We start from the raw sequence: 25,383 nt of genomic DNA, 5'->3' as shown, positions 1-25,383 counted from the left end.
CGGCTCGTGCCCGTACACAGGGGGACGTATCAGCCCAGCAACGCTTTCACCAGCGCCGCGACCTGGCCGGTCTCGATGAGGAACGAGTCGTGGCCGTACGGCGAAGAAACCACCGACGACTCCGGCGACCCGGGGATCCCCGAAGCGATCTCCGCCGACTGGTGCAGCGGGTAGAGCCGGTCGCTGTCCACCCCGCCGATCACCGCCCGCGCCGTCACCCGGCCCAGCGCCGCCGCGACGCCGCCGCGGTCCCGGCCGATGTCGTGGGTGTTCATCGACTCCGTCAGCACCACGTAGCTGTTCGCGTCGAACCGGCCCACCAGCTTGCCCGCGTGGTGGTCCAAATAGGACTCGACGGCGAACCGCCCGCCCCGCAGGGGATCCTCCGCCCCTTGGGGTTCGCGGCCGAACCGCCGGGCCAGCTCCGGTTCGCTGCGGTAGGTGACGTGGGCGATCCGCCGCGCGACCCCCAGGCCGCGGTGCGGACCCTCCGGAGCCGAGTAGTAGTCACCGCCGTGGAAGAACGAGTCACTGCGGATCGCGTGCAGCTGCGGCGCCGCCCACGCGATCTGCTCGGCCGACGCCCGCGCGGTCGACGCCAGCACCAGCACCGACGCCACCCGCGACGGCAGCGTCACGGCCCACTCCAGCGCGCGCATCCCGCCCATGGACCCGCCGACGACGGCCGCCCACCGCGTGATGCCCAGGTGGTCGGCCAGGACCGCCTCCGCGGCCACCTGGTCCCGCACCGTCACGACCGGGAACCGGCTGCCCCACGGCGTCCCATCGGGATCCGGCGAAGACGGGCCTGTGGAGCCCTGGCAGCCGCCCAGCACGTTCGGGACCACGACGAAGAACTCGCCGGTGTCCAAGGCCTTCCCGGGCCCGATCAGCCCGTCCCACCAGCCCGCGCTGGGATGTCCCGGCACCAGCGGCCCGGCCGCGTGGCTGTCGCCGGTCAGCGCGTGCTCGACGAGCACCGCGTTGGACGCGTCGGAGTTCAGCGTCCCCCACGTCTCGTACGCCAGGGTGAAGCCGGGCAGCACGCCACCGGCCTCCAGCGCGAGCGCGCCGGGGCCGGTGACGAACTTCCGGCGGCCCGGCGGATCACCGATCCGCCAGGCGCCGGTGACGGGAGCGTCCGTCACAGTTCTGCCTTGGCCGCCCGGAATCCCGCCTCCAGGTCGGCCTTGAGGTCCTCGATCCCCTCCAGCCCGACGGCGATCCGGACCAGGCCCGGCGTCACGCCGCTGGCGAGCTGCTCCTGCGCCGAGAGCTGGCTGTGCGTGGTCGACGCCGGGTGCACGATCAGGCTGCGGACGTCGCCGAGGTTCACCAGCTGGCTGTGCAGCTCGGTGCCGTCGACGAACTTCCGGCCCGCCTCGACGCCGCCGCGCAGGTCGAACGACAGGACCGCGCCCGCACCCCGCGGCAGGTACTTCTGCCCGGCCTCGTAGAAGGGACTGGACGGCAAGCCGGCGTAGTACACCTTTTCGACCTCGTCGCGCTGCTCGAGCCATTCGGCGAGCGCCTGCGCGTTCGACACGTGCCGCTCGATGCGCAGCGACAGCGTCTCGATGCCCTGCAGGATCAGGAAGCTGTTCAGCGGCGCGATGGCCGCGCCCGTGTCACGCAGGAGCTGGACGCGCGCCTTCGCCGCGAACGCGCCCGGGCCGAGCGCCTCCCAGTACCTCAGGCCGTGGTAGCTCGGGTCGGGCTCGGTGAAGCCCGGGAACCGCGCCGGGTCCTTGCCGAAGTCGAACGTGCCGCCGTCGACCAGGACGCCGGCGATCGTCGTGCCGTGGCCGCCGAGGTACTTGGTGGCCGAGTGGATCACGACGTCGGCGCCGTGCTCGATCGGGCGCACCAGGTACGGCGTGGGGATGGTGTTGTCGACCAGCAGCGGGACGCCGGCCTCGTGCGCGGTGTCGGCGACGCCGCGGATGTCGAGGACGTTGCTGCCCGGGTTGGCGAGCGTCTCGGCGAAGAAGAACTTCGTGTTCGGCCGGACGGCGGCGCGCCACTGCTCGAGGTCGTCCTGGTCGTCGATGAACGTGACCTCGATGCCGAGCTTCGGCAGCGTGTAGTGGAAGAGGTTGTAGGTGCCGCCGTAGAGCGACTGGCTGGACACGAAGTGGTCGCCCGCGCCGGCGAGGTTCAGGATCGCCGCCGTGGTCGCCGCCGAGCCGGACGCGAACGCCAGCGCCGCGACGCCGCCTTCGAGCGATGCGACGCGCTGCTCCAGCACGTCCTGCGTCGGGTTCATGATCCGCGTGTAGATGTTGCCGGGCTCGGCGAGGCTGAACAGGTCGGCGCCGTGCTGGCTGTCGCGGAAGACGTACGACGTCGTCTGGTAGATCGGCGTCGCCCGCGCGCCCGTGGCCGGATCCGGCGCGGCGCCCGCGTGGATCTGCCTGGTCTCGAAGGACCACGCCGAGGTGTCGTCCGCGCTCATCGGTTTCTCCTTGCGGTTCAACGGGGATCGTGTGCGTCCGACGCTACTTCGGCCGAACGGAGTACCCAACCGTTCCCACGCCATGGGAGCACGGTCCTCTTGCCAGTTGAATCTCTCTGTGTCTAAGATACTTATACAGGGAGATTCGTGGACACGGAGGAAGTCATGACGGAGCGGGTACAGGTGCTGGTCGTGGGGGCCGGGCTGGGCGGACTGTCGGCATCGCTGTTCCTGGCACGGGAGGGAGTGGACGTCCTGACGGTCGAGCGGCACGCCGGAACGTCGGTCCACTCCCGGGCCGCCGGGCAGAACTGGCGCACGATGGAGCTGTTCCACTGGGCAGGAATCGACCGCGAGGTGCTGGAGGTGAGCCCGCGGGCGTCGCAGGGGCTGCGGATCACCGTCGCGACCAGCCTGGCGGGCCGCGTCCTGCACCAGCTCATGGAGGACGGCAGCGAGTTCGACGTCTCGGCCTCGACGACGTTGCCCGCCGGCATGGCCGGCCAGGACGTCGTCGAGCCGATCCTGCTGGCGCACGCGGAGAAGGCCGGGGCGCGGGTCCGGTTCCGGACCGAGCTCGTCGACCTGACGCAGGACGACGACGGAGTCGCCGCGACGCTGCGGCACCGGGACTCCGGCGAGGAGACCGTGGTGCGCGCGGACTACGTCGTCGCCGCCGACGGCGGACGCAGCGGCATCCGGCAGCGGCTGGGCATCGGGACCACCGGGATGGACGCGCTGAGCCACTGCCTCGGCGTCGTGTTCGACGCCGACCTGGGCGACCGCGTCCGACCCGGCGTGACCGACCTGTTCTACCTGCAGCACCCGGACTTCACCGCCGGCCTGGTCAACACCGACGTGCCGAACCGGTACGTCTTCGCGCCGGACTACTTCCCGGACCGCGGCGAGAGCCCGGCCGACTTCGATCACGACCGGCTCGTGTCGATGATCCGCGCGGCCACCGACCTGCCGGAGCTCGCGCCGGAGATCGTCTGGACCGGCTCGTGGGAGATCGCCGCGCGGCTGGCCGACAGCTTCCGCTCCGGGCGGGTCTTCCTGATCGGCGACGCGGCGAAGGTGACGCCGCCGACCGGCGGCCAGGGCGGCAACACGGCGGTCGGCGACGGCGCGGACATCGCGTGGAAGCTCGCCGCGGTGCTGCGCGGCGAAGCGGGTCCGGCCCTGCTCGACACCTACGAAGCCGAGCGGAAGCCGATCGCGCGGATGATCATCGACACCTCGCTGCACAACATGAAGCAGCGGATGCACCCCGATCTCGACGTCTCCGGGCTGACCGAGCCGGAGGACATGCTGAACGCCGTCCTCGGGTTCCGCTACCGCTCGACGGCGGTGCTCGCGGAGGAGCCGGACGACGGTGCGCGGGTCGAAGACATCCACGCGCCGAGCGGGCGGCCGGGGTTCCGGGCGCCCGGCCTGGAGTCCACTGTGGACCTCCTGGGGCACTCGTGGGTGCTCCTGTGCACCGGCGGCGAGTGGGACCGCGCCGCGGCCGACGTCGCGGCGGAAACCGGCATCCGCCTGGAGTGCCACGTGCTCGACGACATCGCGTCGCGCTACGGCCTGACGGCGGGCGGGGCTTCGCTCGTGCGTCCGGACGGCATCGTCGCGTGGCGGGCCAAGGAACCGGTCGAGGACCCGGCGGGCGAGCTGTGGCGGGTCCTGACCGCGGTCCTTTCGCGCTAGTCGCGCTGCTGCAGGGCGAAGCGGTTCCCCTCGGAGTCGACGAACATCGACCACCAGCCCCACGGCTGCTTCTCCGGCTTCGAGGGGAACTCCACGCCCTTCGCCGAAAGCTCCTCGTACGTCTTCTCGACGTCGTCGGCGTAGAAGAAGAAGCCCGACGTCGGCAGCTGGTCGGCGGCCCCGAACCGGCGGCGGTCCTCAGGAGACTCGCTGAGCACGAGGATCGTCCCGTCCGGGGCGGTCACCTCGACCCAGCGGCGCCCCTGGTCGTCGTAGGGCACGTCGGTGGTCACCGCGAAGCCGACGGTCCCGGACCAGAACTCCTTGGCGCGCGCCTGGTCCTCGACCCCGACGACGACCTTGCCGACCCCTTGGATGGGCATGATCCGCCCTCTTTATATCCACCATGGATATTAAAGAGGGCGGAGTGCAGGCTGCCCGCATGACCGACGGCAACCCGCTGACCCCCGCGGCTTTCCAGGTGCTCCTGGCACTGGCCGCCGGGCCGGGCGGGCGCGCGCACGGCTACGGGATCATGGGGTTCGTCGCCGAGGTCACGGCCGGCGAAGTCCAGCTCGGACCGGGGACGCTCTACCGGACGCTGACCCGGCTGGCCGCCGACGGGCTGGCCGAGGAGCTCCCGGGCGAGGACTCCCGCCGCCGCTACTACCGCATCACGCCGGCCGGCCGCGCGGCCGCGTCGCGCGAAGCGACGCTGCTGCGCCGGCTGGTCGCGGCGGCCGGTGACGCGGATCTGCTGGCCCGCCCGGAGTCGGCGTGAGCCGGCCGCTCGGCCTGGTGCCGCACCTGTTCGTCCGCGACGTCGAGGCGGCGCTTTCCTTCTACGGCAAGGCGTTCGGCGCGGTGGAGCTGTCCGCACGGTTCTGCCCGACGGCACGGTGCTTTTCGTCGAACTGGCGGTCGGCGACGCGCGGCTGCTGGTGAGCCAGGAGATCGCATCGCTGGACGCGCTGGCGCCGTCGACGATCGGCGGGACCCCGATGCTGCTCACGCTGGAGACCCCCGACCCGGACGACCTCGCGCGGCGGGCGGTCTTCGGGGGGGCGACGGTCGAGGCCCCGGTGACGGAGATGTTCTTCGGCGAGCGCTACGGCCGGGTGGTCGACCCGGACGGGCACCGCTGGGCGCTGACGACGAAGCGGGAGCAGTACACCCCGGAGGACATCGACGCCCGCAAGCCCACGAGGTCTAGCGGCGCGCGAGGACCCAGTGGAAGGTGGCCGGTCCTTCCGGTTCGTGCATGGTCACCAGCTCGTCGACGACGAGCGTGAAGCCGGCCGCGGCCAGCAGGCGCCGGTTGACGTCCGGGGCGTGGCTGCTGAAGAACATGGGCGTACCGAGCCAGTCGTCCTCGACGCCGTTCGCCCCGCTGCACCCCAGCGCGGCCAGGAACCAGCCGCCGGGCCGGAGCCAATCGGCGATGCTCGTGAAGAGGTCGCCCTGGTCTTCGCGGGGCACGTGCAGCACCGAGTAGAACGCGGTGACGGCGTCGAAGCACTCGTCCGGGAACGACACCTCCGCCATGTCGCCCTTTTGGAACCGCGCGCCGGGGACATTCCGCCGCGCGAGGTCGAGTTGGGCCGCGGAAAGGTCGACGCCGACGACGTCGTGGCGCTCGGCGAGCAGCGCCGTGCACGGCACGCCCGCGCCGCAGCCGAGGTCGAGCACGTCGGCGCCGTCGTCGAGCCGGTCGGTCAGCTCGGCCAGGAAGCGCAGCCGCGGGTCGTCCGCGATCCGCGCGCTCCACTCGAGATAGCGCTCCGCCGAGCTGTCGTAGCCGGATTCGACGATCCGCCGCGCGTCGCTCACCCTGCCGACCCTACCGAGCCGTCCCCCGGTTTCTCGGCCAGAATGACCATGTGGTCTCGGTGCGCAGCGTGGTCGACCGGGTGGGGCCGACGCTGCTCCACGCGCTCCAAGTGCCCGACGACTCGCCCGCCGTCGCCGACGTCGTGATCGCCGAGCCCGGCGGGGTGCTCACGCTCGCCGCCGGGGACCTCGTGCTCGGCGTGGCCACCACCGGACCCGAAGACGCCGCCCAGCTGGTGAAGCGGAGTGCCGAGCAGGGCGCCGCCGCCGTGCTGCTCAAGCCGCCGCTGGCCGCGAAGCCCGCCGTCAAGCGCGCGGCGAAGGCCAGCGGGATCGCGCTCGTCCAGGTGCACGCCGCGACGTCGTGGGCCCAGCTCGTGTGGCTGCTGCGGACCGTCCTCGACGCCCTCGCCGACGAGTCCGAGGACCTCGATCCCGGTTCCGGAGACCTCTTCCGGCTCGCCGACGCCGTCGCGTCGGTCGTGGACGCGCCGGTGACCATCGAGGACACCAACTCCCGCGTGCTCGCCTACTCCGCGCGGCAGGACCTCACCGACCCCGCGCGCGTCGCCACGATCATGGGCCGCCGCATCCCCGACGACGTGCTCGCGCGGTTCCGGTCGCGCGGCGTGTTCCGCGAGCTGTCCCGCGGCCGGCAGACGATCTTCGTCCCCGCCCAGCGCGACGGCACCCTGCCGCGGCTGATCGTGCCGATCCGGATGGGCGGCGAGCTGCTCGGGTCGATGTGGGCGGTCGTCGCCGGGCCGGTGTCCGACGAGCGCGCGGCCGCCTTCGCCGACGCCGCCCCGGTCGTCGCGCTGCACCTGCTGCGCCGCCGCGCGCACACCGACGCGCAGCGCCGCGCGTCGGCCGAGCTGCTGCGCGGGGTGCTCGAAGGACGGGCGAACCCGCGCAAGGCGATGGCCGAGCTGGACCTGTCCGACGAGCCGCACCGCGTGGTCGTCATCGAGGTCACCGGCGGCGACGGCCGCGACGCCGAGGGCCTGCGGCTCGCCCTGCTCGAACGGCTTTCCCAGGGCATCGGCCGCCGTCCGGTCGCGACCGAGCTGGCCGGCCTGCTCTACGCCGTGGTCCCCGACCGGCCCGGCCCCGGCGGCTGGGCCGAACTCCGGGACGCTCTCGTCGGGACGGGACCGTCTCGTCGCAGTGGTGCCCCGCGCGCCGCGGCCGGCGCACCCGGCGAGATCGGCGACCTCTCGGCGTCGCGCAGCCAGGCCGACGAAGCCCTCGGCCTGCTGCGCGCCGAGCTCCTCGACGAGCGCGTGATCACCTTCGACGAAGCCTGGACGGCGTTGACGCTGCACCGCGGCGCGACGGCGGCCTCCGGGGCGAAGGTCGCGGAGCTCGGTCCCCTCGGCGTCCTGCGCGCACACGACGAGACGGGCAAGGCCGGCTACGTCGAGACGCTCTACGAATGGTTGCGTCACCCCGGCGACCCGCGCGCGGCCGCCCGCGAGCTGCGGATCCACCCCAACACCCTGCGCTACCGGATGCGCAAGCTCCTCGAGCTGGTGCCGCTGGACCTCGACGACCCCGACGTCCGGCTGGCGCTGATCACGCAGCTGGTCGCCCTGCACTGGAGCTGACTGCGCCGTTCGGCCCAACCCATGACCCATGCACTACTCCGCATGGATCGCGCCGAACGTTCTGATTGTCCTTTCCAGCCGAAAGATGGTGGATTCCGGTGAACGGCTGACGCATTTTCTTCGCAGCACCCGGGGTGGCCGGGTCGTCGCAGAGGAGTGTCCATGAGCAGTTCGGAGCGGTTTCGCAGGGCCGTCAAGCTGGGCGCGGTGTCCGCGCTCTCCCTGGTCGCCCTGGTCGTCCCGGGCACCACAGCCGGGAGCGCCGTCGCGGCGCCGGCCGGCGACTGCTTCACCCCCACCCACTCGGCCGACCGCAGCAAGGACGGCCAGGCCGACAGCCTGTCCCCGGCCGAGGCGGCCCGCGTCGAAGCGGACATGCAGAGCAAGCTCGCCGGCAAGCGCACGACCCTGAAGGCTCCGGCAGCGGTCTCGATCCCGGTGTACTTCCACGTCATCACCAGCGGCTCGACCGGCAACCTGCCGGCGGCGACGATCACCAAGCAGATCTCGGTGCTCAACAGCGCGTATGCCGCGAGCGGCTACAGCTTCTCGCTGGTGAGCACGGACTACACGAACAACTCCACCTGGTACAACGGCATCACCGACGGCACGTCCGCCGAGCGCAACATGAAGAACGCGCTGCGCAAGGGGGGCAAGAACGCGCTGAACATCTACACCGCCAACCTCGGTGACAGCCTCCTCGGCTGGGCGACGTTCCCCTGGAACTACAGCTCGCAGCCGAAGATGGACGGTGTGGTGATCCTCGACGAGTCCCTCCCGGGCCGCTCGGCGACGAACTACAACGAGGGCGACACGGCCACCCACGAGATCGGCCACTGGATGGGGCTGTACCACACGTTCCAGGGCGGCTGCTCCGGTTCGGGCGACTACGTGTCCGACACCCCGGCCGAAGCGACGGCGACGTCCGGCTGCCCGGCGAGCAAGAACACCTGCTCGGCGGCGGGCAACGACCCGATCCACAACTTCATGGACTACAGCTACGACGGCTGCATGTACGAGTTCACCGCGGGCCAGACCACGCGGATGAACAGCTCCTGGTCGGCCTACCGCGCCTGACCCGCGGGAGGTCCGTGAAGGCCTCCTTCCCGGCTCTTACGGCCGGGAAGGAGGCCTTCACGGCTTTCAGACGACCAGGAGCGTCTTGCCCACCGTGGCGCGGGATTCGATCGCCGCGTGGGCGTCCGCGACCTTCTCCAGCGGGAAGCGCCGGCCGATCACCGGCACCAGCCGTCCGGCGGCCGCTTCGGAAAGCGCCGACTCCGTGCACGCCCGCAGGTCCGCCGGGCTCCCGATCGAGCGCACCAGCGAAACCCCTCGCGCCGCGGCGTCCTCTTCGGACACTTCCGCCCACGAGCCGCCCGCCAGGCCGTACACCGCCATCCGCCCGCCCGGCCGCAGGAGCCCGAACGCCGCCGTGCCGATCGCCCCGCCCACGCCGTCGAAGACGACGTCCACTTCGCCGGCCGAAGACGTCCAATCCGAAGCCAGGTAGTCGACCACGACGTCGGCGCCCACCACCGACGCCACCTTCGCCGGCCCGCCCGCCGCGCCGACCACCGAAGCGCCCGCCGCCTTCGCCAGCTGCACCAGCAGGCCGCCGACGCCGCCCGCGGCCGCCTCGACCAGGACCCGCTCGCCGGGCCGCACCCGGGTGGCACGGACCAGGCCCGTCGCGGTCCGGCCGTCCGCGAGCAGCGCCACCGCCGCGTCGAGCGCCAGCGCGTCCGGCACTCCGAACACCGCCGCCGCGTCCACCGCGACGCGCTGGGCGTACCCGCCGGAGCCGCCGGTCGACGTGACCACCCGCTGCCCGGCGAGCCCCGGGTCCACGCCCTCGCCGACCGCGCTGATCACGCCGCCGACGCCGTTGCCGGGGATGATCGGCAACACCGGACGGAACGGTCCCGTCCCGGCCCGCACCTGGGTCTCGACGAAGGTGAGGTTCGCGAACGCCACCTCGACCAGCACCTGACCGGGTCCGGGGACCGGGTCCGGCGCGTCCCCCGGCTCGAGCACTTCCGGCCCGCCGAACTCCCGCAACCACACAGCTCTCATGCGTGCACGTTGCAATCTCCAGCGCGGTCGAAGTCAACGGTCTTGTCCTGCCAGCACCACGATTGCCTGAAAAAAATGTCCGTCCAGCACGATGACACCGCCGTCCGGGTGGTTCACCGTGATTGGCACCACCGCATCGAATCCGGACGCAGACCGACCCAGGAGGCCGACCGTGCGTATCGCCGTTCCCCGTGAAATCAAGAGGCACGAATACCGGGTCGCGCTGACCCCGGCCGGGGTCCACGAGCTGGTCGGCCGCGGGCACGACGTCTTCGTCGAGACGGGCGCCGGGATCGGTTCGTCCATCTCGGACGAGGAGTACGTCGCCGCCGGCGCGAAGATCCTCGCCACCGCCGCCGAGACCTGGGCCGAGGGCGAGCTGGTCCTCAAGGTCAAGGAGCCGATCGCCGAGGAGTACCCCCGGCTGCGCGCCGACCAGGTGCTGTTCACTTACCTGCACATCGCCGCCGACCGGCCGCTGACCGACGCGCTGCTGGCCGCCGGCACCACCGCGATCGCCTACGAGACCGTGCAGACCGCGAGCGGCGCGCTTCCGCTGCTCGCCCCGATGTCCGAGGTCGCGGGCCGGCTGGCCCCGCAGGTCGGCGCGTTCTCGCTGATGAAGCCGAGCGGCGGCCGCGGCGTGCTGCCCGGCGGCATCCCGGGTGTGCACCCCGCGCGCGTCGTCGTCATCGGCGGCGGCGTGGCCGGCCTGAACGCCGCCCGCGTCGCGCTGGGCCTCGGCTCGGACGTCGAGATCCTGGACACCAACGTCGACCGCCTCCGCCAGATCGACAACGACTTCGGCGGCCGCATCCGCACGGTGACGTCCAACCGCCTGTCGGTCGAGGAGTCCGTGCTGCAGGCCGACATGGTCATCGGCGCGGTGCTGGTGCCGGGCGCGAAGGCGCCGAAGCTCGTCTCGAACGAGCTCGTGGCCCGCATGAAGGCCGGCAGCGTGCTCGTCGACATCGCGATCGACCAGGGCGGCTGCTTCGCCGACTCGCGCCCGACCACGCACGACGACCCGACCTACACCGTGCACGAGTCGCTCTTCTACTGCGTCGCGAACATGCCGGGCGCGGTGCCGCGGACGTCGACCTACGGCCTCACGAACGTCACGCTGCCGTACGCGGTCCAGCTGGCCGAGCACGGCTGGAAAGCCGCGCTGCAGGCGGACGCGGCGCTGGCGAAGGGCCTCAACACGCACGCGGGCGCCCTGACGAACGGCCCGGTCGCGGTCGCTCACGACCTGCCCCACACGCCGCTGGCGACCGTGCTCGCCTGATCCCTAGTCCACCCGAGCGGGCTCCTGTCGTTCTCCGGCAGGGGCCCGCTCGGCTTTCGCCACCAGCCGGCGGCCGACCGCGATCGCGGGCAGCTCGACCCACCGCCGCAGGCAGCACGCGAAGAGCAGTGCGACGGCGGAGGTCGCGGCGGCCTTCGCGAGTCCCGTCGGCAGCAGGAGCCCGGTGACGCCCGCGGCCCCGGTCTGGGCCAGGTAGAGCGCGTAGGAGCGATCACCGATGTAGGTGAGCGGACGGCTCGCGAGCAGCCGCCGCACCGGGCCCGCCGAGACGACCGCGACGAGCAGCAGCGCCGCGCCCACCGCGTAGATCGGGACGACGAACTGCCAGTACCCGCCGAGCGACTGCCCCAGCGGCTTGACCGACAGCTGCAGCACGCAGAACCCCAGCGCGACCAGCACCGCGGCGGCCGGGCTGGTCAGCGGCCGCAGCACCGCGAACCCACGCGGGTGGTGCAGCGCCAGCGCGAGCAGGCAGCCGACGACCAGGGAGCCGTAGTGCACGGCCAGGCTGGCCCACTGATGGGACGGCGCCAGCGGCAGCACGCCGAGCACGACGCCCACCGCGCCCGCGCCGATCAGCAGGCGCAGCGCGGTCTTCCCGGACTTCGCGAACGACGTCAGCACGAGCAGCGCGGGCCAGACGAGGTAGAACTTCTCCTCCACACCCAGCGACCACGACGTCGGGTACGGCGTGTTGAAGTCGACGACCTCGTTGAAGAACGTCAGGTAGAACGGCATCGCGTCGGCCAGTCTGCTGCTCTGGTACGCGCCGGCGAGCGTCACCGCCAGCGCCGTCAGGCCGAGCAGCAGCAAGTACACCGGCATGATCCGGAGGACGCGGCGGACGTAGAAGTCGCGCAGCGAGACCCGGCCGGCGCGGTCCTCTTCGCGCAGCGCCAGCGTCGTGATGAGGAAGCCGGACAGCACGAAGAACAGCTGGACGGCGATCCAGCCCTGCAGCCGGTCGACGACCGGGCCGCCGTAGTGGAAGAACACGACGGCCAGGGCGGCCAGCGCGCGCAGGCCGGTGAGGCCGGGGAACCACGACGACGCCCGGTATTCGGCGTGGTCGAGCGGCCGCCAGTAATCGATCATGCCCGCAGGGTCGGTCCCGGACGCTGAACCGGACCTGAAGCGGGCTTAAGACGTCTTCAGCTCCGGGAGCCGGACGACGAACCAGCTCCCGCCTTCGACCGCGGCCGTGCCGCCGTGGGCGCGGGCGATGTCGGCGACGATCGCCAGGCCCAGCCCGGATCCGCCGTCGTCGCGGTCGCGGGCGTCGTCGAGGCGCACGAAGCGGTCGAAGACGCGCTCGCGGTCCGCTTCGGGGATGCCGGGCCCGTCGTCGGTGACCGACAGCACAGCGCATCCGTCCACAGCGGACACCTCGACGGCGACCCGGGACACCGCGTGCCGCTGGGCGTTGTCGACGAGGTTGCGCACCAGCCGTTCCAGCCGCGACCGGTGGCCGTGCACCACCGGCGCCCCGGTGACCGCGACGTCGACGCCCGTCCGGCCCGCGACGACGGCGCCGGCCACTTCGGACAGTGCCACGGGTTCGAGGCGGTCCGGTCCGGCGTGGTCGAGCTTGCCGAGCAGCACGAGGTCGGCGACGAGGTCCTGCAGCCGGGTCACGTCGAGCAGCGCGTTCTCGCAGGCGTGCCGCCAGTCGAGCCGGTCGGGGTGGGCCAGCAGCACTTCGAGCTGCGTCCGCAGGGAGGCGAGCGGGGTGCGCAGCTCGTGCGACGCGTCGGAGGTGAACCGGCTCTGCCGGGTGACGGCCTCGTCGAGGCGGGCGAGCATGCCGTTCATCGTCCCGGCGAGGCGCGCGATCTCGTCGCCGGTGCGCGGGTCCGGGACCCGGCGGCCCAGGTCGTGCGCGCCGATCTCGGCGACCTCGCCGCGGATGGCCTCGACCGGGCGCAGCGACCGGCGGACGGCGAGCCACGCGATCACGCCGACGAGCAGCGCGACCGAGGGGACGCCGAAGGTGAGCACGGTGCGGACCGAGTCGACGGCGGCCTGGCCTTCGGGGTCGATCCGGACGCCGGCGTAGACGTCGTACTTGCTGTCGCCGCTGACCTCGTGGACGACGTGCACGGTCAGGTACTCGTCGAGGCCGGCCAGTTGGGGGGCACAGCCGACGGACGCGGGATCGGCCCGGTCGATCACGTACGGCGGCAGCGTCACGTCGGCGTCGTACGCGGCCAGCGTGGCCCCACGAAACGCCGGGCAGGACGTCACCCGGTTCCCCGACCGGTCGGCGACCTCGAAGATCGAGTCGCGGACGAGCAGCGAAAGGTCAGCGGGGCGGGCGCCGGTGTTCAGCAGCTGGACGATCGCCTGGGCGCGGGAAAAGGCGATCTGCGTGGCGGCGTTTTCGAGGCGGTCCTGAGCCTGGACCACGAACCAGACCGACATGGCCCCGAGCGCGAGGGCCGAGGCGGCGAAGGCCGTCACCGCGACGCGGAACCGGGTGGAGCGCAGGAAACTAGGCACCCGCGCCGACCACGTGGTAGCCGGCCCCGCGGACCGTCCGGATGGTCTCGGCTCCGAACGGGACGTCGATCTTCCGCCGCAGGGCACTGACGTGCACCTCGACCAGGTTGGCGGTCGCGGAGGCGGCGAAGTCCCAGAGGTTGTCGAGCAGCTCGGCCTTGGTGACGACCTGTCCGGGCCGTTGCATGAGGTAGGCGAGGAGGGCGAACTCCTTGCCGGTGAGGGCGATGTCGGCGGTACCCCGCCGGCACGTCCGGCCGGCCTGGTCGAGCTCGAGGTCACCCAGTTTGAGGACCCCCGGCCGGGTGGCGCCGCCGCGCCGGATGAGGGCGCGCAGCCGCGAGAGCAGGACGCCGTAGGAGAAGGGCTTGGGCAGGAAGTCGTCGGCGCCGGTGTCGAGGGCCTCGATCTCGTCGTCCTCGCCGTCCTTGGCGGTGAGCATGAGGATCGGGGTGGAGTCGCCCTGGTCGCGCAGCCGCCGGCAGACGCGGTAGCCGTTCAGCCCGGGCAGCATGATGTCGAGGATGATGGCGGAGTAGGGGTGCTCGGTGGCGAGCCAGAGCGCGTCCCGCCCGTTGTGGGCGACGTCGACGGCATAGCCCTCGGCACCGAGCCCGGCCCGCAGGGCTTCGGCGAGCCGCCGTTCGTCTTCCACGAGCAAGATCCGCACCGCGCCACGATGCCACAAGCACCGGGCCCCACCCACTCGGCGACCGCCGAGACCAGGCCACATGCCAACCAGGCCACGCCAACCAAGCCACGCCGACCGGACAACGCTGGGAGCTGCGGCCGAGGCACCGTGGGGGTCCGGGGGCTCGGCCCCCGGGCAAGGGGGCGAAAGTGAAGGGCGAAGCCCGAAACGTAAGCGGCGACCCGCTCAACCAACCTGGGGGTCATTGGGAGCGGGCCGCCGTGTTCCAGCTTAGAGGGCTTCGGCCGACTTCGCTGCACCGGGTCGGCAAGTCGAACGAATTCTTTATCGAGTTGATCTGACCCGCGGGTCAGCCCGAGCGCGAAACCTCAGGTCAGCGCCGTGCAACACTCACGGCCGCGGCCCGCGTCCGGTAGCGGAACGTGACGAAGGTCGCTTCCGGCGGGTTCGGCCGTTCCGTGCGCGCGAGCGGCGCGGGTAGGGCAGGATGACGCCGCATCAGCGGGGAACGTTAGGGGACGGTATGCACGACGGCAGTGGCCGGATTGTGGTGCAGAACCTGAGCAAGCAGTTCGGCGCGGTGAACGCGGTGCAGAACCTCAGTTTCACGGTCGAGCCGGGTTCGGTGACGGGTTTTCTGGGCCCGAACGGCGCCGGGAAGACGACGACGTTGCGGATGCTGCTCGGGCTGGTGACACCGACGTCCGGGACGGCGACGATCAACGGGCGCCCGCACTCGCAGCTGGGGAACCCGGCGCGGGTGGTGGGCTCGGTGCTGGAGAACGAGGGCTTCCACCCGAGCCGCACGGCGCGCAACCACCTCCGCGTGTACGCGGCGGCCATCGGGGTGCCGGACCAGCGGGCGGACCAGGTGCTCGGCCTGGTGGGCCTGGGCAGCGCCGCGGACCGCAAGGCCGGCGGGTTCTCGCTCGGCATGCGGCAGCGGCTGGCGCTGGCGACGGCACTGCTGGGTGACCCGCAGGTGCTGGTCCTGGACGAGCCGACGAACGGCCTCGACCCGGAAGGCATCCTGTGGCTGCGGAACTTCCTGCGCTCGTACGCGCGGGAACAGCGGCGGACGGTCCTGGTGTCGAGCCACCTGCTCAACGAGGTCGAGCAGCTGATCGACCAGGTCGTGATCATCAGCCAGGGCGTCACGCGCTACTTCGGCCCGCTCGAGCAGCTGCGCAAGAGCCAGCAGTCGCGGGTGCTGGTGCAGCCGGCGGACCCGTCCGCGCTCGTGAAAGCCTTGCAGGAGAACGGCATCACCGGGGTTTCGCCGACGCCGGACGGCCGGGTCGCGGTCGCCGGGTCGAGCGTGCAGCAGATCGGTGACATCGCCGCGAAGGCCGGGATCGCGGTCTACGGGATGCAGGAGGACCACGCCGACCTGGAGCGGATGTTCTTCCAGCTGACGCAGGGTCAGTACGCCGGCGGGCCGGGTTTCCCGCCGCAGCCGCAGTACCAGGGCCCGCCGCCGCCGGGGTATCCGCCGTCGGGCCCGCAACTGCAGCAGCAGTACTGGGGAGGACCGCAGCGGTGATGGGCAACCTGATCAAGGCGGAGTTCCGCAAGACGCTCTCGCTCAACACGTGGTGGGTGCTGCTGATCCCGCTGGCGCTGGTGGCGTTCTGGCTGACGTTCGTCTGGGGCAAGATCACCAACGACTTCGCGGACTTCATCGGCTCGAGCGACGCGCGTGAGGTCGCGGGCGCGGTCGGCCTGGACGCGAGCAAGCTTCCGGTCGGGCTGCTGGCGTTCGCGCACGGCGTGAACATCGCGCAGCTCATCCCCGGTCTGTTCGGGGTCTTCGCGCTGGCCGGCGAGTACCGCAGCAAGACGATCACGACGACGTTCCTGACCGCACCGAACCGGATCGCGGCGCTGACCGCGAAGATGCTCACTTACGTGGCGTGGGGCGCGATCTACGGCCTGGTGAGCTTCGGCGTCTCGGCGATCGCGGTGATGGCGTCGGTCGACTCCGGCCGGTGGCCGAGCGCGGGCCAGTGGCTGGCCGCGCTCGGCGGGACGATCCTGGCCGCGGTGCTGGTGACGCTGTTCGGCATCGGGTTCGGCGCGGTGCTGCGCAACGTGCCGCTGGCGGTGGTGCTGTTCCTGGTGTGGTTCCTGATCGTGGAGAACGTCCTGGTCATCGCGCTCTGGGGCCCGGCCGACATCCTGGGCGGGATCCTGCCGAACGGCACCGCCAACGGGATCGTGGGCGGGATCGCGGCGGACGCGTTCGGGATCAACACGCTCAACCTCCCGGGCGGGGTGGACCACTGGTCGCAGCTGGGCCTGCAGCTCGCGGCGGGTGCGCCGGGCGTGATCTCGTGGTGGGCGTCGGCGTTGATCTTCTTCGCCTGGACGATGGTGTTCTTCGGCCTCGGCTGGGCGGGCAACCAGCGCCGCGACATCACGTAGTCCCGTGGTCCGTGAAGGCCTCCTTACCGGCTCAAGACGCCGGTAAGGAGGCCTTCACGGCTTTACGGGAAATATTTTGTCGGTGGCGGCGCTTAGTGTGACAACGTGACCATCGCTCCGCCCCGCTCCCGTCAAGAGCTCCCACCCGCTGAGACCGTCGGCTGGGTCCGCCGGCTGTCCGCCGCGGCCTGGGAGCACCGCGCCATCGTCGTGCTGTCGTTGCTCGCCGCCGTCTTCAGCGTCGGCGTGCAGGCCGCGAGCCCGCTGCTGGTGCGCACGGCGGTCGACGACGCGGTGGCGGGGCGGACCGGGGCCCTGCCCGGGATCGCCGTCTTCCTGGTGGCGCTGCAGCTGGTGGCCTTCGGCACGGCGTTCCTGCGCCGGTACTTCGGCGGGAAGCTCGCCCTCGACGTCCAGCACGACCTGCGCCAGCGCGTCTTCAACGCAGTCTCGCGCCTCGACGGCGGGAAGCAGGACGCGCTGCGCACCGGCCAGGTCGTCTCGCGGGCCATCTCCGACCTGCAGCTGGTCACCGGGATCCTCATGCAGGTCCCGCTTTCGTTCGGTTCGGTGATCTTCGCACTGCTGTCGTTCGCGGCGATGCTGTGGATGTCGCCGGTGCTGACGCTGATCGCGCTGGTCGTCACGCCCGCGGTCGGCATCGTCATCGCCCGCAGCCGCAAGCGCCTGTTCCCGGCGACGTGGTCGGCGCAGCAGCGCGCGGCGGACGTCGCGCAGCAGGTCGAGGAGACCGTCACCGGCGTCCGCGTGGTCAAGGGCTTCGGCCAGGAGACGCGGGAGGTCTCGAAGCTCGAGGGGACCGCGCGCAAGCTGTTCGCGGAACGGCTTCGCGCGGCGAAGCTGTCGGCGGTCCCGACGGCGACCACCGCGGCCCTGCCCGCCGCGGGCCAGGTCGCGGTGCTCGGCATCGGCGGTGTCCTCGCGCTGAACGGCTCGATCACCCTCGGCACCTTCCTCGCCTTCGCGACCTACCTCGCGACGCTGATCGGCCCGGCCCGGATGCTGTCCGGCCTGGTCGTGCAGGCCCAGCTGACCCGCGCCGGCGCCGAGCGCGTGTACGAGCTGATCGACGCGCAACCGGACGTCGTCGACTCCCCCGCCGCGCGGCCGCTGCCACCCGGGCCGCTCGGCGTGGAGCTGGACGGCGTCCGGTTCGGCTACACGCGCAGCGACCCGGTGCTGGCCGGGCTGTCGGTCACCGCGAACCCGGGCGAGACCCTCGCGCTCGTCGGCACGGCGGGCTCCGGGAAGTCGACGATCTCCCTGCTGCTGCCCCGGTTCTACGACGTGCACGTGGGCTCGGTGCGGGTCGGCGGCCTCGACGTCCGGGACGTCCCGCTGCGGCAGCTGCGGCAGGCGATCGGCGTGGTGTTCGAGGAGGCGTTCCTGTTCTCCTCGTCGATCCGGGACAACATCGCCTACGGCCGCCCGGACGCGAGCGACGAGGAGATCGTCGCCGCGGCGCGCGCGGCCGAAGCCGACGAGTTCATCCGCGCCCTCCCGGACGGCTACGACACACTGGTCGGCGAGCGCGGGCTGACGTTGTCGGGCGGGCAGCGGCAGCGGCTCGGGCTGGCCAGGGCCCTGATCACCGATCCGCGGATCCTGCTCCTGGACGACGCGACGTCGGCCATCGACACCGTCACCGAAGCGGCGATCCACGAGACCCTGCGGTCGGTCACCGCGAGCCGGACGACGCTGCTGATCGCGCACCGGCGCTCGACCCTGGCCCTGGCCGACCGGATCGCGGTGCTGGACGAAGGCCACGTCGTCGACGTCGGCACCGAGGCCGAGCTGATGGCGCGCTGCCCGCTGTTCCGCGAGCTCATCGCGGGCCCGGGCGACGACGTCGAGGAGAAGCACCGCTGCGAAGGCCTCGACTGCGGCCCGGCCGGGGTCACGCAGGCGCTGTGGCCGCGGGACGAGAACCGTGACGAGGTCGACGAGCTGGCCGACGCGGCGCGCCTGCGCAGCGGCGACCCGAACAGCAGCGGGTTCGTCGGCGGGGGCGGCGGCCTCGACGTGCCGCCGACGCCGGAGCTGATCGAGGGCGTGCGCAAGCTCCCGGCCGCCGCCGACGAGCCGCGGATGTCCGATGTGGACGTCACCGCGCCCGACCTCGGGTTCCGGCTGGCCCGGCTGCTGCGGCCGGTCCGCTGGCCCCTGGCGGTGGTGATCGGGCTGGTGTCGGCCGACGCGCTGGCGTCGATCGCGCTGCCGGGGCTCTACCAGTTCGGCGTCGACCACGGCGTCCGGGCGGGCGTGGAGTGGATGATCTGGCTGGCCGCCGGGATCGGCGCCGCGGTGATCGCGGCCGACTGGCTGGTGGTGTTCGCGCAGACGCGGCTGACCTCGCGGGTCGGCGAGACGGTGCTGTACGCGCTGCGCGTCCGCAGCTACGCGCACCTGCAGCGGCTCGGGCTCGACTACTACGAGCGGGAGCTGTCCGGGAAGATCATGACCCGGATGACGACGGACGTCGACGCGCTCTCGACGTTCCTGCAGACCGGCCTGGCGACCGCGGTGGTCAGCGCGCTGACGCTGGCCGGGATCACCGCGGCGCTGCTGGTCACCGACGCCGGGCTGGCGCTGTTCGCGCTGGCGATGGTGCCGGTGCTCGCGGTGGCCACGGTGATCTTCCGGCGGGCGGCGTCGAAGGCGTACAACGAGGCCCGCGAGCGGGTCAGCCTCGTGAACGCGGACATGCAGGAGAACATGAGCGGCCTGCGCGTCGCCCAGGCGTACACGCGCGAAGACCGCTCCGCGGAGGCGTTCGCTTCGCGCAGCGACGACTACCGGCGCTCGCGGCTGCGGGCGCAGCGGTACGTGGCGACGTACTTCCCGCTGGTGGCCCTGCTGTCCGACCTGGCGACGACGACCGTGCTGGTCGCGGGCGCGAACCGCGTCTCGGCGGGGACGCTGTCGGCCGGCGTGCTGCTTGCGTTCCTGCTGTACCTACAGCAGTTCTTCTCGCCGATCCAGCAGCTGTCGTCGGTGTTCGACGGCTACCAGCAGGCCCGCGTCGGCCTGAACCGGATCGGCGACCTGCTGCGGACGCCGACGTCGGTGCCGGCGGCGGAGAACACCGTCGCGACACCCGCGCGGCTGCGCGGCGAGGTGTCGTTCAAGGACGTCGACTTCTCCTACACCGGCACCGAGGGGAAGGCGCTGGAGCAGTTCTCGCTGGACGTCGCGGCCGGGGAGACGGTCGCGCTGGTCGGCGCGACCGGCGCGGGCAAGTCGACGGCGGTGAAGCTGGTGGCGCGCTACTACGACGTCACCGGCGGCGAGGTCCGGATCGACGGCACGGACATCCGCGAGTACGAGCTCGCCGGGCTGCGGCGCCGGATGGGCGTGGTGCCGCAGGAGGCGCACCTGTTCTCGGGCACGGTGGCGGACAACGTCCGCTACGGCCGCCCGGAGGCATCCGACGCCGAGGTGGAGGCGGCGGTGCGCGCGGTGGGCGCGTTCGACGGCGTCGCGGCCCTGCCGGCGGGCTTCCTGCAGCCGGTGGGCGAACGCGGCCGGTCGCTGTCGGCGGGTCAGCGTCAGCTGGTGGCACTGGCCCGGGCGGAGCTGGTGGACCCGGACGTCCTGCTGCTCGACGAGGCGACGGCGGCCCTGGACCCGTCGACGGAGGCGGCGGTCCTCCGGGCGACGGAGCACGTGGCCCGCCGCCGCACGACGTTCGTGGTGGCCCACCGCCTGGCCACGGCGGCCCGCGCGGACCGCATCGTGGTCCTGGACCACGGCCGCATCGCGGAGACGGGAACCCACGAAGAGCTCCTGGCGGCGAACGGCCTCTACGCCCGCCTCTGGGCCCTCGGCTGACCGGCACCGAAAGTCCGTGGCCGCGGTCGTCCCGCGCTGGGAGCATGACGGGCATGTTCGAACAGCAGCGGGCACCCGATCGGCAGATCCGGGCCGCGCAGACCGAGACGACCGTCCGGGTCTACCAGGCCTATTCACCCGCGATCGCGGACGCGGCGCTCGAGAAACAGACTTTCGTCGAGCCGTTCAACCGCGATCGGATGACCTGGATCAAACCGTCGTTCCGCTGGATGGCCTACCGCTGCGGTTATGGCAGGAAGCCAGGCCAGGAGCGCATCCTGGCCATCGACATCACGCGCGCCGGTTTCGAGTGGGCCCTCGGGCACGCCGCGCTGAGCCATCCTCGCCGCGACCAGCCGAAGGACGACTGGCGGCGTGAACTCAAGACGAGCCCGGTGCGCATCCAGTGGGATCCGGAGCGAGACCTGCACCACACCGCGCTGAACTTCCGGGCCATCCAGATCGGCCTGAGCGGCGAAGCGGTCGACCACTACGCCGACGAGTGGATCACCGCCATCACCGACGTCACGCCGGTGATGCGCGACATCTCCGGCCTCCTGGCCACCGACCAGCTGCACAAGGCCGTCAAGCTGGTCCCCCACGAGCCGCCGTACGAGCTGTCCGCGGACCTCGCGCGAGCCATCGACGCCACCGGCTAAGGCAGCGCCCGCCACTTCAGCGAGCCCAGGCCCGCCGCCTCGACGTCCGGCTGTGACGCCCACCGGACCGTCCCCGGGCGGACGTGCACCCCGGCGCCGACCAGCCAGTCCGGCTCCTCCGGCTCGACGTGCTCGAACGACTCGAAGTCGGCCAAGGTCGGCCAGACCGCTTCGCACGAGTCGCACCTCAGCACGACCGCGCCGGACTCCGTCACCAGCGGCCGCACCAGGCCCTGGTCCCAGAACGAAGGACATTCGACCAGCCACATCCCCCCAGTGGACCCGGCGGCGGTGAACGGCCGCGGGCGGCCGGGCGAACCCCGGCGGAAGAGGCCAGGAACCCTGTACCGGGTACAGCGCTTAAGGTTCCCTTAGCACATCTTGATCGAGTCAGTGACCGATCCCCTAGTGCGCCACGCCTCACACAGGCCGGTTCCATCACAACGCGGTCATCGAGGGGGTTAGCCTGGTAGGCGCATCAGCGGATTCATGATCGAGATCGAGACGGATAGAGGCGAGCCCCAGCCGTGTCCAGCAGCAGCCCTGCGTCACAGTTCGGCCCCAACGAGTGGCTGGTCGAAGAGATGTACGACCAGTTCCTCGCCGACCCTTCTTCAGTCGATGCCGCATGGCACGACTTCTTCGCGGACTTCAAGCCGACGCAGAACGCGCAGGCCAAGGCGGACAACGCCCGGCAGCAGCAGGCCGACGCCAAGACCGCCACCAACGGCCAGGCGTCCCAGCCGTCGGCCGGGGCCGTGCGGAACGCGGAGTCGGCGGCCAAGCAGGCGGCCACCAAGCCGGCCCCCGCGAAGGCGGACCCGAAGCCGGCGCAGAAGGCAGCGCCGCAGCCGGCCGCCGCCAAGGCCGAGCCGAAGGCCGACGCGAAGAAGGAAGAGCCGGAGTCGAAGCAGCTGCGCGGTGCCGCGGCCGCCATCGCGAAGAACATGGACGCCTCGCTGAGCGTCCCCACCGCGACCAGCGTGCGTGCGGTCCCGGCCAAGCTGATGGCGGACAACCGCATCGTCATCAACAACCACCTCAAGCGCACCCGCGGCGGCAAGATCTCCTTCACGCACCTCATCGGCTACGCCATGGTGCGGGCGCTGAAGAACTACCCGAACATGAACCGGCACTACCAGCTGATCGACGGGAAGCCGTTCGCGGTCACGCCGGAGCACGTCAACTTCGGGCTCGCGATCGACATGAAGGGCAAGGACGGCTCCCGCACGCTCGTCGTGGCCTCGATCAAGGGCTGCGAGGACATGACGTTCCTGCAGTTCTGGCAGGCCTACGAGGAGATCGTCAAGAAGGCCCGCAACAACAAGCTCACCGCGGACGACTTCTCCGGCACCACCATCTCGCTGACCAACCCGGGCGGCATCGGCACGAACCACTCGGTGCCGCGCCTGCAGGCCGGCCAGGGCGCCATCATCGGCGTCGGCGCCATGCAGTACCCGGCGGCGTTCGAGGGAACCAGCGAGAAGACGCTGGTCGACCTCGGCATCAGCAAGATCATGACGCTGACCTCGACCTACGACCACCGCATCATCCAGGGCGCGGAGTCCGGCGAGTTCCTCAAGCGCATCCACCAGCTGCTGCTCGGCGAAGACGGCTTCTACGACGACGTCTTCACCAGCCTGCGCCTGCCGTACGAGCCGATCCGCTGGGTCGCCGACATCCCCGAGGGCCCGGTCGACAAGACCGCCCGCGTGATCGAGCTGATCGACGCGTTCCGGATGCGCGGCCACCTGATGGCCGACACCGACCCGCTGAACTACCGCCAGCGCAGCCACGCGGACCTGGACGTCCTGTCCCACGGCCTGACGCTCTGGGACCTCGACCGCGAGTTCCCGGTCGGCGGCTTCGCCGGCCAGGAGCGGATGAAGCTGCGCGACATCCTGGGCGTCCTGCGCAACTCGTACTGCCGCACGGTCGGCATCGAGTACACCCACATCCTCGACCCCGAGGAGCGCCGCTGGATCCAGGAGCGCGTCGAGATCCCGCACGAGAAGCCGGACCCCGCGGTCCAGAAGTACGTGCTTTCGAAGCTGAACGCCGCCGAGGCGTTCGAGACGTTCCTGCAGACCAAGTACGTCGGCCAGAAGCGGTTCTCGCTCGAAGGCGGCGAGACGGCGATCCCGCTGCTCGACACGCTGCTGGACAAGGCCGCCGAGCACGAGCTCGACGAGGTCGTCATCGGCATGCCGCACCGCGGCCGGCTGAACGTCCTGGCCAACATCGTCGGCAAGCCGATCAGCCAGATCTTCCAGGAGTTCGAGGGCAACCTCGACCCGGGACAGGCGCACGGCTCCGGTGACGTGAAGTACCACCTCGGCGCCGAAGGCAAGTACTTCCGCATGTTCGGCGACGGCGAGACGAAGGTGTCGCTGACGGCGAACCCGTCGCACCTGGAGACCGTCGACCCGGTGCTCGAGGGCATCGTCCGCGCGAAGCAGGACCTCCTGGACAAGGGCGGCGAGGGCTACACCGTGCTGCCGGTCCTGATGCACGGCGACGCGGCCTTCGCGGGCCAGGGCGTCGTCGCCGAGACGCTGAACCTGTCGCTGCTGCGCGGGTACCGCACCGGCGGCACCGTGCACGTGATCGTCAACAACCAGGTCGGCTTCACGACCGCGCCGGAGCACTCGCGGTCCAGCCAGTACGCCACCGACGTCGCGAAGATGATCGGCTCGCCGATCTTCCACGTGAACGGTGACGACCCGGAGGCCGCGCACTGGGTGGCCAAGCTGGCCGTCGAGTACCGGCAGGCGTTCCACAAGGACGTCGTCATCGACCTGATCTGCTACCGCCGCCGCGGCCACAACGAGGGCGACGACCCCTCGATGACGCAGCCGGCGATGTACGACATCATCGACACGAAGCGTTCGGTGCGGAAGACCTACACCGAGTCGCTGATCGGCCGCGGGGACATCTCCGTCGAAGAGGCCGAAGCCGCGTTGCGCGACTTCTCGAGCCAGCTGGAGCACGTCTTCAACGAGGTCCGGGAGCTGGAGAAGCACCCGGCGAAGGCGAGCCCCTCGGTCGAGGAGGAGCAGCAGGTGCCGGCCAAGGTCGCGACGGCGATCACCAGCGAGACGCTGGAGCACATCGGCGACGCGTTCGTGAACGTGCCGGAGGGCTTCACGCCGCACCCGCGCGTCAAGCCGGTCATGGAGCGCCGCCACAAGATGTCCCGCGAAGGCGACATCGACTGGGCGTTCGGCGAGCTGCTCGCGTTCGGGTCGCTGGCCATGGAGGGCCGCCTGGTGCGGCTGTCGGGCCAGGACTCCCGCCGCGGCACGTTCACCCAGCGGCACTCGGTGTTCATCGACCGCAAGACCGGCCAGGAGTACTCGCCGCTGCAGAACCTGGCCGACGGCCAGGGCCGCGTGATGATCTACGACTCGGCGCTGTCGGAGTACGCGGCTGTCGGCTTCGAGTACGGCTACTCCGTGGCCAACCCCGAGTCGCTGGTCATGTGGGAAGCGCAGTTCGGTGACTTCGTCAACGGCGCGCAGACCGTCATCGACGAGTACATCTCCTCGGGCGAGGCCAAGTGGGGCCAGCGCTCGGACGTCGTGCTGCTGCTGCCGCACGGCCACGAGGGCCAGGGCCCGGACCACACGTCCGGCCGCATCGAGCGGTTCCTCTCGCTGTGCGCGGAGGGCTCGATGACGGTGGCGGTGCCGTCCACCCCGGCGAACTACTTCCACCTGCTGCGCCGGCACGCCCTCGACGGCATCCAGCGCCCGCTGGTCGTCTTCACGCCGAAGTCGATGCTGCGCAACAAGGCCGCGACGTCACCGACCGAGGACTTCACCGGCCAGAGCCGGTTCATGTCCGTCATCGACGACGTGACACCGGACCCGGCGCAGATCCGCAAGGTGCTGCTGACCTCCGGGAAGCTGTACTGGGAGCTGGTCGCGGAGCGGACCAAGCGCGAGGCGCACGACGTCGCGATCGTGCGGATCGAGCAGTACTACCCGCTGCCGAAGAAGAAGCTGGCGGCGGCCCTGGAGCGGTACACGAACGCGACGGAGGTCGCGTGGGTCCAGGAGGAGCCGGAGAACCAGGGTGCGTGGCCGTTCTTCGGCCTGAACCTGCCCCGGAAGTTCCCGGAGCTGCTCTCGGGCCTGCAGGTCGTCTCGCGGCGCCCGATGGCGGCGCCGTCGGCCGGCTCGTCGAAGGTGCACGAGGTGGAGCAGAAGGCGCTGATCTCGAAGGCGTTCGACTGAGCGCTTGATGGTCCGTGAAGGCCTCCTTATCGGCTCTTATGGCCGGTAAGGAGGCCTTCACGGCTTTTCGGGGAGGGG

21 protein-coding genes are annotated in these 25,383 nt (G+C 71.4%); 12 read left to right on the top strand and 9 right to left on the bottom strand.

Annotation, left to right across the window (positions count from 1 at the left end; all coding sequences use genetic code 11):
• Positions 1 to 29: 29 nt before the first annotated feature.
• Entirely contained in the window at positions 30 to 1,148 is a 1,119-nt protein-coding gene (metX, locus tag QRX60_RS19805; protein WP_286002245.1) for a homoserine O-acetyltransferase MetX, read from the bottom strand.
• Positions 1,145 to 2,455, bottom strand: coding sequence for a bifunctional o-acetylhomoserine/o-acetylserine sulfhydrylase (locus QRX60_RS19800; RefSeq protein WP_286002244.1), 1,311 nt, complete (start codon positions 2,453 to 2,455; stop codon positions 1,145 to 1,147). The genes metX and QRX60_RS19800 overlap by 4 nt, the downstream gene beginning before the upstream one ends.
• A 165-nt stretch (positions 2,456 to 2,620) precedes the next feature.
• On the opposite strand from QRX60_RS19800, the gene rdmE reads away from it, so the two are divergent.
• Positions 2,621 to 4,159, top strand: a complete 1,539-nt coding sequence (gene rdmE / locus QRX60_RS19795; protein WP_286002243.1) for an aklavinone 12-hydroxylase RdmE — start codon at positions 2,621 to 2,623, stop codon at positions 4,157 to 4,159.
• Here rdmE and QRX60_RS19790 read toward each other — a convergent pair.
• Positions 4,156 to 4,542: a VOC family protein gene (locus tag QRX60_RS19790; protein ID WP_286002242.1), complete on the bottom strand. Its 387-nt coding sequence runs from the start codon at positions 4,540 to 4,542 to the stop codon at positions 4,156 to 4,158. The genes rdmE and QRX60_RS19790 overlap by 4 nt on opposite strands.
• A 59-nt stretch (positions 4,543 to 4,601) precedes the next feature.
• Here QRX60_RS19790 and QRX60_RS19785 point away from each other — a divergent pair, with 59 nt between their 5' ends.
• The 3 genes from QRX60_RS19785 to QRX60_RS19775 are packed head-to-tail and all read left to right on the top strand — an operon-like array spanning position 4,602 to position 5,451.
• Positions 4,602 to 4,940, top strand: a complete 339-nt coding sequence (locus QRX60_RS19785; protein ID WP_286002241.1) for a PadR family transcriptional regulator — start codon at positions 4,602 to 4,604, stop codon at positions 4,938 to 4,940.
• Positions 4,937 to 5,104 (top strand): VOC family protein, encoded by a 168-nt coding sequence (locus QRX60_RS19780; protein ID WP_286002240.1) that lies wholly within the window; start codon positions 4,937 to 4,939, stop codon positions 5,102 to 5,104. The genes QRX60_RS19785 and QRX60_RS19780 overlap by 4 nt, the downstream gene beginning before the upstream one ends.
• Entirely contained in the window at positions 5,059 to 5,451 is a 393-nt protein-coding gene (locus QRX60_RS19775; RefSeq protein WP_286002239.1) for a VOC family protein, read from the top strand. The genes QRX60_RS19780 and QRX60_RS19775 overlap by 46 nt, the downstream gene beginning before the upstream one ends.
• Here QRX60_RS19775 and QRX60_RS19770 read toward each other — a convergent pair.
• Entirely contained in the window at positions 5,369 to 5,989 is a 621-nt protein-coding gene (locus tag QRX60_RS19770) for a class I SAM-dependent methyltransferase (RefSeq protein ID WP_286002238.1), read from the bottom strand. The genes QRX60_RS19775 and QRX60_RS19770 overlap by 83 nt on opposite strands.
• Positions 5,990 to 6,039: 50 nt before the next feature.
• Between QRX60_RS19770 and QRX60_RS19765 the strand changes: the two genes are divergently transcribed.
• A complete protein-coding gene (locus QRX60_RS19765) occupies positions 6,040 to 7,596 on the top strand; it encodes a PucR family transcriptional regulator (protein WP_286002237.1) in 1,557 nt (518 codons plus the stop codon).
• A 162-nt stretch (positions 7,597 to 7,758) separates the two neighbouring features.
• Positions 7,759 to 8,673: a zinc metalloprotease gene (locus QRX60_RS19760; protein WP_286002236.1), complete on the top strand. Its 915-nt coding sequence runs from the start codon at positions 7,759 to 7,761 to the stop codon at positions 8,671 to 8,673.
• 66 nt (positions 8,674 to 8,739) lie between these two features.
• Here QRX60_RS19760 and QRX60_RS19755 read toward each other — a convergent pair whose 3' ends face one another.
• Positions 8,740 to 9,672 (bottom strand): zinc-binding dehydrogenase, encoded by a 933-nt coding sequence (locus QRX60_RS19755; protein WP_286002235.1) that lies wholly within the window; start codon positions 9,670 to 9,672, stop codon positions 8,740 to 8,742.
• Positions 9,673 to 9,844: 172 nt separating this feature from the next.
• On the opposite strand from QRX60_RS19755, the gene ald reads away from it, so the two are divergent.
• Positions 9,845 to 10,960, top strand: coding sequence for an alanine dehydrogenase (gene ald / locus QRX60_RS19750; RefSeq protein ID WP_286002234.1), 1,116 nt, complete (start codon positions 9,845 to 9,847; stop codon positions 10,958 to 10,960).
• 3 nt (positions 10,961 to 10,963) lie between these two features.
• On the opposite strand, the gene QRX60_RS19745 is transcribed toward ald, so the two are convergent.
• From QRX60_RS19745 to QRX60_RS19735, 3 genes are read right to left on the bottom strand one after another with little or no spacing between them, the layout of a single operon-like run.
• Positions 10,964 to 12,076, bottom strand: coding sequence for an acyltransferase family protein (locus tag QRX60_RS19745; protein ID WP_286002233.1), 1,113 nt, complete (start codon positions 12,074 to 12,076; stop codon positions 10,964 to 10,966).
• 45 nt (positions 12,077 to 12,121) lie between these two features.
• Complete coding sequence (locus QRX60_RS19740) at positions 12,122 to 13,480, bottom strand: ATP-binding protein (protein WP_286002232.1); 1,359 nt, start codon at positions 13,478 to 13,480, stop codon at positions 12,122 to 12,124.
• Complete coding sequence (locus QRX60_RS19735) at positions 13,473 to 14,150, bottom strand: response regulator transcription factor (protein WP_286002231.1); 678 nt, start codon at positions 14,148 to 14,150, stop codon at positions 13,473 to 13,475. The genes QRX60_RS19740 and QRX60_RS19735 overlap by 8 nt, the downstream gene beginning before the upstream one ends.
• A gap of 505 nt (positions 14,151 to 14,655) precedes the next feature.
• Between QRX60_RS19735 and QRX60_RS19730 the strand changes: the two genes are divergently transcribed.
• The 4 genes from QRX60_RS19730 to QRX60_RS19715 all read left to right on the top strand — a co-directional run bounded on the left by QRX60_RS19730 (position 14,656) and on the right by QRX60_RS19715 (position 21,067).
• Positions 14,656 to 15,675, top strand: coding sequence for an ABC transporter ATP-binding protein (locus tag QRX60_RS19730; protein WP_286002230.1), 1,020 nt, complete (start codon positions 14,656 to 14,658; stop codon positions 15,673 to 15,675).
• On the top strand, positions 15,675 to 16,556 hold the full coding sequence (locus tag QRX60_RS19725) for an ABC transporter permease subunit (protein ID WP_286002229.1): 882 nt from the start codon (positions 15,675 to 15,677) through the stop codon (positions 16,554 to 16,556). The genes QRX60_RS19730 and QRX60_RS19725 overlap by 1 nt, the downstream gene beginning before the upstream one ends.
• 105 nt (positions 16,557 to 16,661) lie before the next feature.
• Positions 16,662 to 20,408, top strand: coding sequence for an ABC transporter ATP-binding protein (locus tag QRX60_RS19720; RefSeq protein ID WP_286002228.1), 3,747 nt, complete (start codon positions 16,662 to 16,664; stop codon positions 20,406 to 20,408).
• Between the two features lie 53 nt (positions 20,409 to 20,461).
• A complete protein-coding gene (locus tag QRX60_RS19715) occupies positions 20,462 to 21,067 on the top strand; it encodes a DUF4291 domain-containing protein (RefSeq protein WP_286002227.1) in 606 nt (201 codons plus the stop codon).
• Here QRX60_RS19715 and QRX60_RS19710 read toward each other — a convergent pair.
• Positions 21,064 to 21,336, bottom strand: coding sequence for a hypothetical protein (locus QRX60_RS19710; RefSeq protein ID WP_286002226.1), 273 nt, complete (start codon positions 21,334 to 21,336; stop codon positions 21,064 to 21,066). The two genes, QRX60_RS19715 and QRX60_RS19710, sit on opposite strands and share 4 nt — an antisense overlap.
• Positions 21,337 to 21,594: 258 nt before the next feature.
• Between QRX60_RS19710 and QRX60_RS19705 the strand changes: the two genes are divergently transcribed.
• A complete protein-coding gene (locus tag QRX60_RS19705) occupies positions 21,595 to 25,305 on the top strand; it encodes a multifunctional oxoglutarate decarboxylase/oxoglutarate dehydrogenase thiamine pyrophosphate-binding subunit/dihydrolipoyllysine-residue succinyltransferase subunit (RefSeq protein ID WP_286002225.1) in 3,711 nt (1,236 codons plus the stop codon).
• Positions 25,306 to 25,383: the final 78 nt, after the last annotated feature.

It is taken from the genome of Amycolatopsis mongoliensis, from assembly GCF_030285665.1.
GTDB lineage: Bacteria > Actinomycetota > Actinomycetes > Mycobacteriales > Pseudonocardiaceae > Amycolatopsis > Amycolatopsis mongoliensis.
Note: the sequence above shows the minus strand (reverse complement) of the source record. Positions and strands in the feature narration are given on the sequence as shown.